The organism is Sporomusa sphaeroides DSM 2875, from assembly GCF_001941975.2.
Classification (GTDB): Bacteria; Bacillota; Negativicutes; order Sporomusales; family Sporomusaceae; genus Sporomusa; species Sporomusa sphaeroides.
Window position 1 is genome coordinate 2,075,803 of the sequence record NZ_CP146991.1, and the last position, 13,836, is coordinate 2,089,638.

The window sequence follows — 13,836 nt, forward strand, 5'->3', positions numbered from 1 at the left end:
TGCAGTTAACGGGCAGCTAATGGTATAATTTATAGAAATGTGTAAAAAACCTTATTTATACCAGGGAGGAGCCCCAGTCTGATGGATACATCACATATTCGCAATTTTTCTATTATCGCCCACATCGACCATGGCAAGTCGACGCTTGCAGACCGGTTGTTGGAGTATACAGGTGCTCTCTCTGCCCGCGAGATGGAAAACCAGGTTTTGGATCAAATGGCGCTTGAACGCGAGCGTGGCATTACGATTAAAGCGCAGGCTGTTCGCTTGTCTTATACCGCAAATAACGGCGAAACGTATATGCTGAACCTTATCGATACACCGGGGCATGTTGACTTTACCTATGAAGTCTCCCGCAGTCTGGCAGCCTGTGAGGGGGCGCTCTTAGTAGTTGACGCCGCCCAGGGGATTGAAGCCCAAACGCTGGCCAATGTTTATTTGGCATTGGAACATGACCTTGAGATTGTACCGGTAATCAATAAAATTGATTTGCCAAGCGCCGAGCCGGAGCGGGTTAAACAGGAAATTGAGGATGTTATCGGCTTAGATACCTCAGATGCCGTTTTGTCCAGCGCCAAAACAGGCATTGGCATCGCGGAAATTCTTGAGGCCATTGTTAAAAAAGTTCCGCCACCTGCAGGTACTGTTGATGAACCCTTAAGTGCACTCATTTTTGATTCGCACTTTGATTCCTATAAAGGTGTAATTGCTTATGTACGGGTAATGAATGGCTGTATTAAGCCTGGCATGAAAATCAAAATGATGGCGACAAATAAGGTTTTTGATGTGACGGAAGTAGGCGTATTCAAACCATATCTTGCCAACATTGACGAGTTGGGCCCGGGACAGGTTGGTTTTATTGCCGCCAGTATTAAGAATGTAAAAGATACCCGGGTAGGTGATACTATTACCAGTGCCGAGCGTCCGGTTGCCGAACCACTCCCGGGTTACCGCAAAATTACGCCAATGGTGTATTGCGGTTTATACCCGGTAGATAGCTCTGATTATGAAAATTTGCGTGATGCTCTGGAAAAACTTCAGTTAAATGATGCATCGCTGGTATTTGAACCCGAGACATCTATTGCGCTTGGCTTTGGTTTCCGCTGCGGCTTCCTGGGACTTCTACATATGGATGTTATTCAGGAACGTCTGGAGCGGGAGTATAATCTGACGCTCATTACCACCGCACCCAGTGTAATTTACCGGGTGTTCAGAACAGACGGTGAAGTTATCGATATTGAAAATCCGTCAAAATTGCCGACAACTCAGGAAATCGAACATGTGGAAGAACCGTATGTAAAAGCCACGGTTATGGTTCCCAATGACTTTGTGGGCGCTGTTATGGAATTGTCTCAAGATAAGCGCGGCGAGTTTAAAGATATGAAATATCTGGATACCACCCGGGTAATGCTGACCTATCATTTACCCTTAAGTGAGATCATTTTTGATTATTTTGATAAGTTGAAATCATCAACACGCGGCTATGCTTCGCTGGATTATGAACTGTTGGGCTACAAGACATCGGATTTGGTAAAATTGGATATTTTGCTGAATGGTGAGCCGGTTGATGCCCTGAGTGTAATTGTTCACCGGGACAGGGCAACACACCGGGGACGGCAGCTGGCCGAAAAGCTAAAAGGTATTATCCCCCGGCAAATGTTTGAGATTCCCATTCAGGCCGCTATTGGCAGCAAGGTTATTGCGCGCGAGACTGTACGGGCCATGCGCAAGGATGTACTGGCAAAATGCTATGGCGGCGATATTACCCGTAAGCGCAAGTTGCTGGAAAAGCAAAAAGAGGGTAAAAAGCGGATGAAACAAGTGGGCAACGTTGAAGTTCCGCAAGAAGCGTTTATGGCTATTTTAAAAATGGATTAAGGTAGCGGACGATGAGCAAACTTGGCCTATATGTTCATATTCCCTTTTGTCGACAGAAATGTTTGTATTGTGATTTTTCTTCCTATTCGGGAGTAGAACACTTATTTACGGCCTACACTACCGCCTTGTGTCAGCAGATTGCTGATCAGGGCGGTAAGTTGTATAAGCCGCTTGTTGACACAGTATACATTGGCGGCGGCACGCCCAGTGTCCTGCCGGTTCCCCTGCTGGAGCAAATAGTAGCCAGTCTTGAGGATAACTTTACGATTGAGTCCGGAGCTGAAATCAGTATGGAAGCCAACCCGGGCACGGTAACGCGGCAGCAGCTTGCCGCCTTGAAAGCTGCCGGAATTAATCGACTGAGTTTTGGTGTTCAGTCCTTTAATGATGATTTGCTTACCGGCCTGGGACGTATCCATCAAACGGCCGACAGTCTTGCGGTTGTGGAATACGCACAAGCTGCCGGGTTTAATAATATAAGTATTGATTTAATGTATGGTTTGCCAGGTCAGACAGCAGCTGGATTTTTTCGCGAGCTTGAGCAAGCGGCAGCATTACATACGGCCCATATTTCGGTATATGGGCTGAAACTGGAAGAAGGAACCCCGTTGGCGACGGCCGCTGAACAAGGGTTGCTGGCCTTGCCGGATGAAGCGGACGAGGAAGCCATGTATAATGCAATGTCTGAGTTTTTACCAAGTCAAGGGTTGGCCCGTTATGAAATTTCAAACTTTGCCCGTCCGGGATTCGAGTGCCGGCACAATTTGAAATATTGGCATTATCAGCCTTATTTAGGGCTTGGAGCTGCTGCCCATTCTTTTTTAAACAGGCAGCGAACAGGTACGGTAACGGGAATTAAGGAATATATAAGTAGAGTAACAACAGGCAGGTCTCCGGTCGTCATGGAGGAAACATTGACCTTGGGCGAGTCTATGGCCGAATATATTTTCTTAGCATTGCGTACTACCGGCGGGATGAGGTTAAGTCATTTTACCCGGTATTTTGGTGTAGATTTTTTTGACCTGTTTGGCAATGTTTTTGCGAGGCTTCAACGACAAGGCTTGCTGAAGGCAGATGATGAACGGATTTGGCTAACCGATACGGGGATGAAGTTTGGCAATATAGTATTTAGAAGTTTTTTACCCGATTAGCTCATAGAAGTAGTGTACTATCTTGACATTACACCCAAGGAGTGGTATTTTTTTAGTAGGTGTTAGCACTCGCGTGATATGAGTGCTAACAACAAGGAGGTGGAGTCGATGTTAGATGAAAGGAAGCGCCAAATCCTGCACGCCATTATTGATGACTACATATCCACCGCAGAACCGGTTGGCTCGCGGACGATTGCCCGTAAATATAATTTGGGGGTCAGTCCGGCCACAATCCGTAATGAAATGGCCGATTTGGAGCTGTTAGGTTATATTGAACAACCGCATACCTCGGCAGGCAGAATACCCTCAGTCAAAGGTTACCGTTTTTATGTTGACTGTTTGTTGGCACCACCCCAGATCTCTGACAAAGATATTCAGCTCATCGACAACTGGTATCAGACAAAAGCCCGGCGGATAGACGAAGTATTTCAGGAGACAGTTAAGGTCCTTTCCCGCGTGACCAGCAATGTTTCTATGGTCCTGGCACCACAAGTGTCACAATGTACATTCAAATACCTTCAGTTCTTACCGCTGGATGAGTGCCGGTCTATTGTTGTTATTATCACCGATACCGGGTTGTTAGAAAATAAAATAATTGAAATTCCTGAAGGCCTGAACCATGAAGACTTGACCCGTGTGGCAACTGCCATCAATTCCCGGCTGGGAGGCTTGGCGATCGAACTGATTACTACACCGGTGCTAAAAGATATTCAAAACGATATTTTGCCTGACCCGCAGTTGTATGAAAGGGCCGTTACCCTGCTTAAGCATGTACTTACTGTTGATAAGAAGGAAAAAGTGTATCTTGGCGGCACGACGCAGATGTTAAATCAGCCGGAATTCAGGGATGTTGATAAGGTTAAGGGTCTCTTAACCATGCTGGAGGAAGACCGTTTGCTATGTGATATTCTCCATATGGCCAACAGTGATGGTGTGGTTGTTACGATTGGTCAGGAAAATAAATATACAGGCATTCATGACTGCAGTGTTGTTCAAGCCACGTACCGCATAGACGGGCAAGTGGTAGGAACGGTTGCCGTGCTTGGTCCCACCCGGATGGAATATGGTAAAACTATGTCTGTACTTAAATTTATGCAACGCCATTTAGGTGAAATTTTGAAAAAGTATAAAATGCTATAGGTGGGAGGAAATCCATGAATTTAAAGCAAGCCGGCAGTGGCGCTGATGTGGATGAACGATTAGCCGCTCTGTTAACTAACGCCAATGCTGTACGGGCAATTACTGCAGCCGTTGAAGGTACAATCGGCCCTAAAGGGCTTGATACTATGCTGGTTGACCGTTTTGGTGAAGTTATTATTACCAATGATGGTGTCACAATTTTAGATAAGATGGATGTTAATCATCCGGCGGCAAAAATGCTTATTAATACCGCTAAGGCCCAACAGGCCGAAGTAGGAGACGGCACTACTACCGCTACCATCATGGCTGGCAGTCTGGTATCTGAAGGGGTAAACCAGGTTATGCGCGGTGTACCTGTCGCCAGAGTCATTGAAGGCATCAGGTATGGTGTCGCCAAAGTCCTGGAAAACGTAAAGGACCGTACCCGTACGATTACTGAAGTAAATGATCCCATACTCCGGAGTATTGCCATGATCGCCGGACGGGAACATGAAGATATTGCCGACCTGGTGGTAGCAGCCGCTAAACTGATAGGTGTGGAAAAGCTAAACGAATCTAACTTTAAGCTGGCCGAAATTATTACGGCGGAAGCGGGCGCTGACAATGAAGTCTTTCTGGGTGTTATTGTTGATCAGGAACGTATGACCCAGGAAATGCCGGAAGAAATATTGAATGCAAAATTACTGCTTATTGATGATGCACTTGAACCGGAAGAGATTGAAGACGAGGCGTTAAGTACAGAAGCCGGTTTTAAAAGGTATATCGATCTGCAGGATGAATTTAAATCCAATGTGCAAAAGATTGTTGGTCTTGGTGTGAACATTGTTATGGTTGACCGGGGGGTACACAGCGCTGCCGAGGAAATTCTCACAGATGCCAATATTATGGTTATTCAGAGGGTATCTTCCAAAGATCTGCGCCGGGTAGCCGATCACACCGGAGCGCGGATGATAAAACGCACCGGCTTGAAAAAAGAACAGACCGATATTGAAAAATATTTGGGTGCTGCACAAAAGGTATACCAGGATGAAAAGCTGGAACAAGTGCGGGTTATTGGCGGCAGCGGCAAGCCAATGGCCACGATTTTGGTAGGTGCAGCCACCGAAGAGGTAGTAGGGGAACGCGAACGTATTGCTAAAGATGCCGCTTCCAGTGTGCAGGCCGCAGTAAAGGGCGGTTACGTACCGGGCGGTGGTTCCATTGAAATTGCAATGGCACGGGAAGTCAGCAAATATCGTGAAAACCTTAAAGGTATGGCTGCCTATGGCCTGGATTGCGTAGCTAATGCTCTGAAGCAGCCTTTGTCGCAAATCGTGGAAAATGCAGGCTTTAATCCTCTGGAAAAAGTAGAGGATGTCGTTGCTGCGCAAACGGCTCAAAACCGCGATTCTTTAGGTGTGGATTGTGATAGCGGTGAAGTGGTTGATATGCTGGAGCGGGGTGTTATTGATCCGGTTCCGGTAAAACTTCATGCCATAAAAGCTGCAGGAGAAGTGGCTGTGGCTATTTTGCGGATTGATACCATTATAAAGAAAAAAGAAGAGGGGGCTAATGCCCAGAAGGCAGGCGGTGCTGACAGCGGTATGCCTGACTTCTAAATAACCGGAGGTGGAGTTCGTGGCAGAAAAAAAACAAGAGCGATTACAAACTGAATCAGTTCAAGAAAATCTAAATACTGAAACTGCAGCAGAAGAAAATTATGAAGTTTGTTTTCAGGCAGAAGATGTAAGTCAGTTTATGGCGGCGCTGGATGAAAAAGGCCGCCTGCTTGATGAGATGACAGACCGGTATAAGCGCTTACAAGCCGATTTTGATAATTTCCGGCGCCGGACTCGTCAGGAGAAGGAAGAACTATCTATTATAGTTGCAGAGCGCATTATTTGTGAACTCTTGCCTATAGTGGATAATTTTGAGCGGGCAACAGCCAGTACGCCAAATGACGTAACTGCTTTGGCCACAGGCGTGGAAATGATTTTCCGCCAGCTAAATAGTACCCTGACACAGTTAGGGGTAGAGCCCATTATTGCGGTAGGAAATATGTTTGACCCAGCGCAGCATGAAGCCGTACTGCGCCTTGAGGATAGCAGTCAGCCTGATGGTATGATTGTGGAAGAACTGCAAAAAGGTTACAAAGTTAACGGGCGGGTAATTCGTCCAAGTATGGTAAAAGTAGTAGGAAATTAATTCACAAGTAAGTTTACTTAAGGAGGAAATTAACGATGGCAAAAGTAATTGGTATTGACCTTGGTACTACTAACTCCTGCGTGTCTGTAATGGAAGGCGGCGAGCCGGTAGTTATTCCTAATCCGGAAGGCAGTCGCATCACCCCTTCTGTAGTAGGTTTCTCAAAAAACGGTGAGCGCTTAATTGGACAAATCGCTAAACGTCAAGCTGTCTCCAATCCTGACGGCACGGTTAGCTCGATTAAACGTCATATGGGGACTACGCATAAAGTTACTATTGAGGGTAAGGACTATACTCCTCAGGAAATTTCAGCAATGATTCTGCAAAAACTCAAATCCGATGCGGAAGCTTATCTGGGTGAAAAAGTAACTCAGGCGGTAATTACCGTTCCTGCGTACTTCTCTGACAGCCAGCGTCAGGCTACCAAAGATGCCGGTGCTATTGCAGGTCTTGAAGTGCTTCGGATCATCAATGAACCTACGGCTGCAGCTTTAGCTTATGGTATGGATAAAGGCAATGACCACACTATCCTGGTATTTGACCTGGGTGGTGGCACGTTTGATGTGTCGATCCTGGAACTGGGCGACGGCGTGTTCGAAGTTAAAGCCACCAGTGGTAATAACAAGCTGGGCGGCGATGACTTTGACGAAAGGGTTATGAATTGGCTGGTAGCCGAATTCAAAAAAGAACAGGGAATTGATCTGACCAATGACCGGATGGCCATGCAACGGTTGAAAGAAGCTGCGGAAAAAGCCAAAATTGAGCTGTCAGGTGTACTTACCACTAATATTAACCTGCCGTTCATTACTGCCGATCAAACTGGTCCGAAACATCTTGACATCAATCTGACCAGGGCAAAATTTGATGAATTAACGGCCGATCTGGTTGAAGCTACCATGGGGCCGACCCGTCAGGCATTAAGCGATGCCGGGATGTCTGCCAAGGATATTGATAAAGTTATTCTTGTCGGCGGTTCCACCCGGATTCCGGCCGTACAGGAAGCCATTAAAAAATCTTTGGGCAAAGAGCCGCATAAAGGTGTCAACCCGGACGAGTGCGTAGCCGTCGGTGCCGCCATCCAGGCCGGTGTGCTTGTTGGTGAAGTAAAAGACGTACTGCTGCTGGACGTTACGCCGCTGTCCCTGGGCATCGAAACTTTGGGCGGGGTATTTACCAAAATTATTGACCGCAATACTACCATCCCGACTTCCAAGAGTCAGACCTTCTCAACTGCTGCTGACAATCAGCCGTCTGTTGATATCCATGTACTGCAAGGTGAACGCGAAATGGCGTCATATAACAAGACGCTGGGACGCTTTGAACTTTCCGGCATTCCTCCTGCCCCCCGTGGCGTACCGCGCATTGAGGTTACTTTTGATATCGATGCCAACGGGATTGTCCATGTATCGGCAAAAGATTTAGGTACAGGCAAAGAACAAAAGATTACCATTACTTCTTCCGGTGGACTGGATAAAGAGGAAGTAGAAAGAATGGTTAAAGAAGCCGAGTCGCATGCTGCTGAAGACAAACAGCGCAAAGAAGAAGTCGAAGTTCGTAATAATGCCGACTCGCTGGTATATAATGCGGAAAAAACCATTAAAGAATTTGGCGAAAAAGCCGATAAAACTCTTGTTGATCAAGTGCAGCAAGCGGCTGATAAGCTGAAAGAAACATTGAAAGGCAGCGATATTGAGGCCATCAAGGCTGATTCTGAAGCTCTTACTAAGCCGCTTTACGAACTGTCGACTGCTATGTATCAAGCCTCTGCTCAGGCCGAAGGAGCGGCAGAAGGGGCTCAGCCAGGCGGAGCACAAGGTGCGCAAGGTGCACCTGATGACGATAAAGTAGTTGATGCCGAATATAAAGTGGTGGACGAAGACAAGAAATAATGAGTTTGGGATGGTGTGAATGAGTAAGCGTGACTATTATGAAGTGCTTGGTGTAGCCAAGACGGCGTCAGAGGATGAACTCAAAAAAGCCTATCGCAAATTGGCCCGCAAGTACCATCCTGATGTTAATCGCGACAATCCCAAAGAAGCGGAAGAAAAGTTTAAAGAAGTAAATGAAGCTTACGAAATTCTATCCAATGCCGAGCGCCGGGCGCAGTATGACCAATTTGGTCATACTGCGTTCGATGCCGCTAACGGCGGTGGCGGTTTTGGCGGCGCCGGGGCTGGTGGTTTTTCGGATATATTCGATATGTTCTTTGGGCAGGCGGGTTTTGGTTTCGGCGGTGGGCGGCAGGCCGGACCTGAACGGGGTGCCGATTTACGTTATGATATGGAGATCAGTTTTGAGGACGCCGCTTTCGGCTTGGAAACTGAAATACAAGTACCACGCACCGAAGATTGCGGTACCTGCCAAGGTTCAGGTGCTGCTCCCGGAACACATCCTGAAACTTGTCCCGAATGCCGGGGCACAGGTCAGGTTCAGGTAACGCAAAACACGCCCTTTGGCCGTATGGTCAATGTGAGAAGCTGTGAACGTTGCCGGGGAGAAGGAAAAATCGTCAAGACTCCGTGCAAAGAGTGTAATGGCCGCGGCAAGACCAGAGTCAAACGTAAAATCAAAATCAAAGTTCCTGGCGGCGTTGATAACGGTTCCAGACTTAGGGTGGCTCATGAAGGCGAAGCCGGACAGCGCGGAGGTCCTCCCGGGGATTTATACGTGTATCTTTTCGTAAAACAGCATAAACTGTTTACACGTGAAGGCAATGACGTTGTTTGCGAAGTGCCGATTAATTTTGTTCAGGCTGCATTAGGGGACGAAATTGAAGTGCCTACACTTGACGGCCGGGTTAAGCTCAAGGTGCCTGAAGGCACCCAAACCGGCACCGTGTTCCGCATCAAAGATAAAGGCATTCCGCATTTGCGCGGCCATGGACGCGGTGATCAGCATGTGCGCGTTAAAATAGTAACGCCGAAGAAATTAACCGACCGCCAAAAGGAACTTTTACAAGAGTTTGCTAAAGCCGGCGGTGTTGAGCCGACCTCGGAGGAAAAAGGTTTTTTTAAGAAATTTAAAAATGTTTTTAGTGTTTTGTAAATAGTATTAATAGATGTATAAGGGGCGATGGCGCATGAAATGGGCTGAAATCAGCATTCAAACCTCCCATGAGGCTACTGAGGCGGTGGCTAATGTTTTTCACGATCTGGGAGCAAGCGGGGTTGTGATAGAAGACCCTGAACTGATTAATAGTTACCGGCGCTCAGGGACCTGGGATTATTGCGACATCCCCGAAGAAACAGAAACAGAAGTAGTAACTATTAAGGCGTATTTGCCTGTTGATGAGCTTTTGGACGATAAGCTGCGTGTGTTTGAGGAAAGTGTCAATAGGCTGCATGAACATAACCTTGATAAAGGCCGGGGTTGTATTAACTGTCGTGAAGTACAGGAAGAGGATTGGGCTTCCTCCTGGAAAGAGTATTTTCATCCGGTACGGATAAGTGAGCATATTGTTATTAAACCGTCCTGGGAAGACTATGTGCCGCTCACTGATGATATTGTTATCGAATTGGATCCGGGGATGGCCTTTGGTACAGGTACACACCATACCACTTCCATGTGTATTCGCTGCCTGGAAGAGAGTATTAAACCAGGCAATATTGTTTTTGATGTCGGTACAGGTTCCGGCATATTGGCAGTGGCTGCTGCCAAACTTGGCGCAGCACATGTGCAGGCGGTTGATCTTGATCCGGTAGCCGTGCGGGTAGCCCGGGAAAATGTTGTGATTAACCAGGTGGCGGCAACTGTAGAAGTTGCTCACGGCGACCTGCTGACCGGCGTACAGGGTAAGGCTGATGTGATAGTTGCCAATATTATTGCCGATATCATTATCAAAATGCTGCCAGATGTCCGGACACGACTGGCAGATGACGGTTTGTTTATTGCCAGCGGCATTATTTCCGAACGTTTGAGTGATGTTACCGCTGCACTTATTGATAACGGATTTGTTGTTGATAAGGTCATTGAAGAAGGCGGCTGGGTGGCTATTGTGGCCGGCAGCGACAGCCGATAGGGAGGCGCGTATATGCGCCGTTTCTTTATTGAGGCCCCCATTAGTCAGACTATGGCAATTACCGGTCCGGATGCCCGGCATATGGCTGCCGTGCTGCGGCTAGCCGCCGGTGATACCGTCTTATTATCCGGCCAGGACGGAAAAACCTGTCAAGCCCAAATTACTCAGGCAACTCCGGAGGTCATACAGCTTACCTTGCTTTCCTTTACGGAAGATAATACAGAACCATCTGTTGCGGTTTACCTGGTGCAGGGCCTGACCAAAGGGGAAAAGATGGATTTTATTGTGCAAAAGGCAGTAGAGCTTGGCGTACATGGCATTATTCCTGCGGCTACCGAACATTGTGTCGTGCGGTATGAGGCTGCGAAACAGGCAGATAAAGTGAACCGCTGGCAAAAAATTGCCCGTGAAGCGGCTAAACAATGCGGGCGAAGCCATATTCCGCAAGTATATCCGATAATCCGCCTGGCCGATGTACTTACAAACCAGGAATTTACTGATACCAATAAAATTATGCTATATGAGGGACAAGCCGCTTGTGGTTTAAAGCAAGTGCTTGTTCAAGCCAATAAGCCGGCATATATGCTTTTTATTGGTCCGGAAGGCGGTTTCAGCACAGCCGAAGTCGGGTTATGCCAAAAACAAGGGGTTAGTATTGTTACTATGGGGCCACGGATTATGCGTACCGAAACAGCAGCCTTAGCTGCTTTAACGGCTGTCATGTATGAGTGCGGCGATTTAGGGGGCTGACTATGCGGAAAGTAGCTTTTACAACATTGGGCTGTAAAGTAAATCAGTTTGAGACAGAAGTAATGGAAGGTCTGTTTAAGGCTCAAGGCTACGAAATGGTTGGCTTTGACGAACAGGCGGATGTGTATGTCATCAATACCTGTTCGGTCACCAGTCTGGGAGAAAAAAAATCACGCCAACTCATTCGGCGGGCCGGCAGACTGAATCCCCAGGCTATTATTGCCGTTGCCGGCTGTTACTCGCAAGTTTCGCCCGGTCAGGTAGCTCAAATTCCCGGGGTGGATGTCATTGTCGGTACTCAGGACAGAGCACGGATTGTGGAACTGGTTGAGGCCGCTCTGGCTAATAACCGGACAGTACAGGTCAATGCCGTTACCGATATTATGCAGGCTAAAGAGTTTGAGGATATTCCGCTGTTTGCTATGCCGGGACGAACACGGGCTTTTCTTAAAATTCAGGAAGGCTGCACTAATTTTTGTACCTATTGTATTATTCCTTATGCCCGCGGGCCGCTGCGTTCCAGGACACTTGCCAGCATTGCCGCCGAAACGGAAAAGCTGGTGGCTGCCGGTTTTACCGAGATTGTTCTTACCGGCATACATTTGGGGGCTTTTGGCCGTGATTTGTCCAACAAAGAACAGGAGATTACGCTGGTTGATGCCGCCCGGACAGTTTTAAACGCCGGGGGGAACCAGCTTATGCGTCTGCGTCTGGGTTCGCTGGAATCGGTTGAAGTCTCTGACAGCTTGATCGCGTTGATGCAATTGGACAGCCGGTTTTGCCGGCATCTCCATCTCCCGCTGCAATCCGGAGATGACCGGATTTTAACGGCTATGAACAGACACTATACGACTGCTCAGTATCGGGAGTTAATTGCCGGTATTAGGGCGCGCGTGCCGGATATTGCGGTTACGACAGATATAATTGCTGGTTTTCCGGGAGAAACGGAAGCAATGTTTGCCAACACTTTGGATTTTGTCGGTACTATGCCATTTGCCAAAATCCATGTCTTTCCTTATTCCCGCCGGACAGGTACTCCGGCTGCTAAATTTTTGGCTCAAGTACCTGAACTAGAAAAAAAACGCCGGGCACAGAGTCTGCAAAAGTTGGCAGACAGGAAGGCAGAAATATATCATCAGTCATTTATTGGACAAAAGCTTGATATATTGTTTGAAATTAGCGAAACCGAGGGCTTACTCTCAGGCTTAACCGGCAATTATGTGCGTGTTTATGCTGCCGGTACTCAGGAGCATATCGGACTAATCGGTAAAGTTGCGATTGAGCGTGTGTACAAAGATGGGCTCTGGGGGAAAATAATAGAATAAATTTCTTGAGTAACATATTTTCGGCAGGATTTTATATAATTAAGAAGAATAATTTAGAAAGCAAATGTATATTACTATCTACTGCGGAGGGGAGGGAGTACCTATGCAGCAGGACTGTATATTTTGTAAAATTGCAGCTAAAACCATTCCGGTAAACGCCATTTATGAAGATGAACAGCTTATTGCATTTCCTGATATAAATCCCGTTGCCCCTGTACATGTATTGGTTATACCCAAAAAACATATAGCTAATATTCTTGAGGCAACGTCTGATGATGCAGAGCTGCTTGGTCATATCATGGCGACAATTCCCAAAATAGCAGCAATTGCCGGAGTAGCTGAAGACGGATTCCGCACAGTCATCAATACCAAGGATAATGGTGGACAGACTGTTTACCATCTCCACTTCCATATATTGGGCGGCCGTTTTATGACTTGGCCTCCAGGTTAATATTGACAATATTCAGCGTTTTAGTGTATAATAATTAGGTGTATGTTATTCAAGTACACTTCCTCGTAATGGTTCTAGTGGAGGGAGGGAGATCAGATGTCTGAAGTAAAAGTAGGCAAAAATGAAACGCTTGACAGCGCACTCCGCCGGTTCAAGCGTACCTGCCAAAAAGCCGGGGTTCTTGCGGAAGTTAGAAAACGCGAGCATTATGAGAAACCCAGCGTAAAACGCAAGAAGAAATCCGAAGCAGCACGTAAACGTAAGTTTAACTAGTTTCGGAGGTATCAACTGAATGTCTATTAAAGACAAGCTAACAGAAGATATGAAGCAGGCTATGAAGGATAGAGAAGCTGGAAAATTTCGGCTTTCCGTTATTCGCATGGTTCGCGCCAGTATCAAAAATCTAGAAATTGACAAGAAAAGAGAACTTTCTGAAGAGGAAGTTCTGGACGTACTGGCTAAAGAAGTCAAAATGCGCCGGGATTCGATTGAAGAGTTTAAAAAAGGTAATCGTCCTGATTTGGTTGAGAACCTTGAACAAGAAGTCGACATTCTGATGCAGTACCTTCCTCAACAATTGAGTGAACAAGAAGTGCGGGCTCTTGTGACTGAAGCTGTTACAGAGTCTCAAGCTGCCAGCGCCAAAGATATGGGCAAGGTTATGGCTATATTGATGCCAAAAGTTAAGGGTCGTGCTGACGGTAAGCTCGTAAACAGCATTGTGCGCGAGTTCTTAAATCAGTAGAACAAATTTAAATCCGGCGTTTTTTAACGCCGGATTTTAGTTTATTGTGATGACTAACCTGCTTTAAGACTTCAAATTGTTACAAGCAGGGAGAAAAGGGCGGGTTAGTAGTCCTGTGTCTGTATAGATAAACACCATAGAGGGAATAAAAAAAGAAAAGACAAGCAATGCTTGTCTTTTCTGTAGTTAGTGAA

Annotated in this window: 13 protein-coding genes; all 13 read left to right on the forward strand. The window is 46.8% G+C overall.

Annotation, left to right across the window (positions count from 1 at the left end; translation table 11 throughout):
• The first annotated feature begins 81 nt into the window (after window positions 1–81).
• The 13 genes from lepA (at window position 82) to SPSPH_RS09610 (ending at window position 13,642) form a co-directional block, all read left to right on the forward strand.
• Window positions 82–1,878, forward strand: a complete 1,797-nt coding sequence (gene lepA, locus SPSPH_RS09550) for a translation elongation factor 4 (protein WP_075755437.1) — start codon at window positions 82–84, stop codon at window positions 1,876–1,878.
• Between the two features lie 11 nt (window positions 1,879–1,889).
• Window positions 1,890–3,029 (forward strand): radical SAM family heme chaperone HemW, encoded by a 1,140-nt coding sequence (gene hemW / locus SPSPH_RS09555; protein WP_075755439.1) that lies wholly within the window; start codon window positions 1,890–1,892, stop codon window positions 3,027–3,029.
• 108 nt (window positions 3,030–3,137) lie between these two features.
• On the forward strand, window positions 3,138–4,169 hold the full coding sequence (gene hrcA, locus SPSPH_RS09560; protein ID WP_075755441.1) for a heat-inducible transcriptional repressor HrcA: 1,032 nt from the start codon (window positions 3,138–3,140) through the stop codon (window positions 4,167–4,169).
• 14 nt (window positions 4,170–4,183) lie between these two features.
• Complete coding sequence (locus tag SPSPH_RS09565; RefSeq protein ID WP_075755443.1) at window positions 4,184–5,767, forward strand: TCP-1/cpn60 chaperonin family protein; 1,584 nt, start codon at window positions 4,184–4,186, stop codon at window positions 5,765–5,767.
• Between the two features lie 19 nt (window positions 5,768–5,786).
• Complete coding sequence (grpE, locus tag SPSPH_RS09570) at window positions 5,787–6,353, forward strand: nucleotide exchange factor GrpE (RefSeq protein ID WP_109298118.1); 567 nt, start codon at window positions 5,787–5,789, stop codon at window positions 6,351–6,353.
• A 35-nt stretch (window positions 6,354–6,388) separates the two neighbouring features.
• Window positions 6,389–8,242: a molecular chaperone DnaK gene (dnaK, locus tag SPSPH_RS09575; RefSeq protein WP_075755447.1), complete on the forward strand. Its 1,854-nt coding sequence runs from the start codon at window positions 6,389–6,391 to the stop codon at window positions 8,240–8,242.
• A gap of 19 nt (window positions 8,243–8,261) precedes the next feature.
• Complete coding sequence (gene dnaJ, locus SPSPH_RS09580) at window positions 8,262–9,398, forward strand: molecular chaperone DnaJ (protein ID WP_075755449.1); 1,137 nt, start codon at window positions 8,262–8,264, stop codon at window positions 9,396–9,398.
• 34 nt (window positions 9,399–9,432) lie between these two features.
• A complete protein-coding gene (gene prmA, locus SPSPH_RS09585; RefSeq protein WP_075755451.1) occupies window positions 9,433–10,371 on the forward strand; it encodes a 50S ribosomal protein L11 methyltransferase in 939 nt (312 codons plus the stop codon).
• A 12-nt stretch (window positions 10,372–10,383) separates the two neighbouring features.
• Complete coding sequence (locus SPSPH_RS09590; RefSeq protein ID WP_075755453.1) at window positions 10,384–11,121, forward strand: 16S rRNA (uracil(1498)-N(3))-methyltransferase; 738 nt, start codon at window positions 10,384–10,386, stop codon at window positions 11,119–11,121.
• 2 nt (window positions 11,122–11,123) lie between these two features.
• A complete protein-coding gene (mtaB, locus tag SPSPH_RS09595) occupies window positions 11,124–12,446 on the forward strand; it encodes a tRNA (N(6)-L-threonylcarbamoyladenosine(37)-C(2))-methylthiotransferase MtaB (protein WP_075755455.1) in 1,323 nt (440 codons plus the stop codon).
• Window positions 12,447–12,549: 103 nt separating this feature from the next.
• Entirely contained in the window at window positions 12,550–12,897 is a 348-nt protein-coding gene (locus SPSPH_RS09600) for a histidine triad nucleotide-binding protein (RefSeq protein ID WP_075755457.1), read from the forward strand.
• Between the two features lie 96 nt (window positions 12,898–12,993).
• Window positions 12,994–13,170 (forward strand): 30S ribosomal protein S21, encoded by a 177-nt coding sequence (gene rpsU, locus SPSPH_RS09605; protein WP_021167731.1) that lies wholly within the window; start codon window positions 12,994–12,996, stop codon window positions 13,168–13,170.
• Between the two features lie 19 nt (window positions 13,171–13,189).
• Window positions 13,190–13,642, forward strand: coding sequence for a GatB/YqeY domain-containing protein (locus SPSPH_RS09610; RefSeq protein ID WP_075755459.1), 453 nt, complete (start codon window positions 13,190–13,192; stop codon window positions 13,640–13,642).
• Window positions 13,643–13,836 lie beyond the last annotated feature (194 nt).

Coding starts and splice junctions, on each gene's coding strand:
- lepA (WP_075755437.1), top strand. CDS start 82: ATGGATACATCACATATTCGCAATTTTTCTATTATCGCCCACATCGAC.
- hemW (WP_075755439.1), top strand. CDS start 1,890: ATGAGCAAACTTGGCCTATATGTTCATATTCCCTTTTGTCGACAGAAA.
- hrcA (WP_075755441.1), top strand. CDS start 3,138: ATGTTAGATGAAAGGAAGCGCCAAATCCTGCACGCCATTATTGATGAC.
- SPSPH_RS09565 (WP_075755443.1), top strand. CDS start 4,184: ATGAATTTAAAGCAAGCCGGCAGTGGCGCTGATGTGGATGAACGATTA.
- dnaK (WP_075755447.1), top strand. CDS start 6,389: ATGGCAAAAGTAATTGGTATTGACCTTGGTACTACTAACTCCTGCGTG.
- dnaJ (WP_075755449.1), top strand. CDS start 8,262: ATGAGTAAGCGTGACTATTATGAAGTGCTTGGTGTAGCCAAGACGGCG.
- prmA (WP_075755451.1), top strand. CDS start 9,433: ATGAAATGGGCTGAAATCAGCATTCAAACCTCCCATGAGGCTACTGAG.
- SPSPH_RS09590 (WP_075755453.1), top strand. CDS start 10,384: ATGCGCCGTTTCTTTATTGAGGCCCCCATTAGTCAGACTATGGCAATT.
- mtaB (WP_075755455.1), top strand. CDS start 11,124: ATGCGGAAAGTAGCTTTTACAACATTGGGCTGTAAAGTAAATCAGTTT.
- SPSPH_RS09600 (WP_075755457.1), top strand. CDS start 12,550: ATGCAGCAGGACTGTATATTTTGTAAAATTGCAGCTAAAACCATTCCG.
- rpsU (WP_021167731.1), top strand. CDS start 12,994: ATGTCTGAAGTAAAAGTAGGCAAAAATGAAACGCTTGACAGCGCACTC.
- SPSPH_RS09610 (WP_075755459.1), top strand. CDS start 13,190: ATGTCTATTAAAGACAAGCTAACAGAAGATATGAAGCAGGCTATGAAG.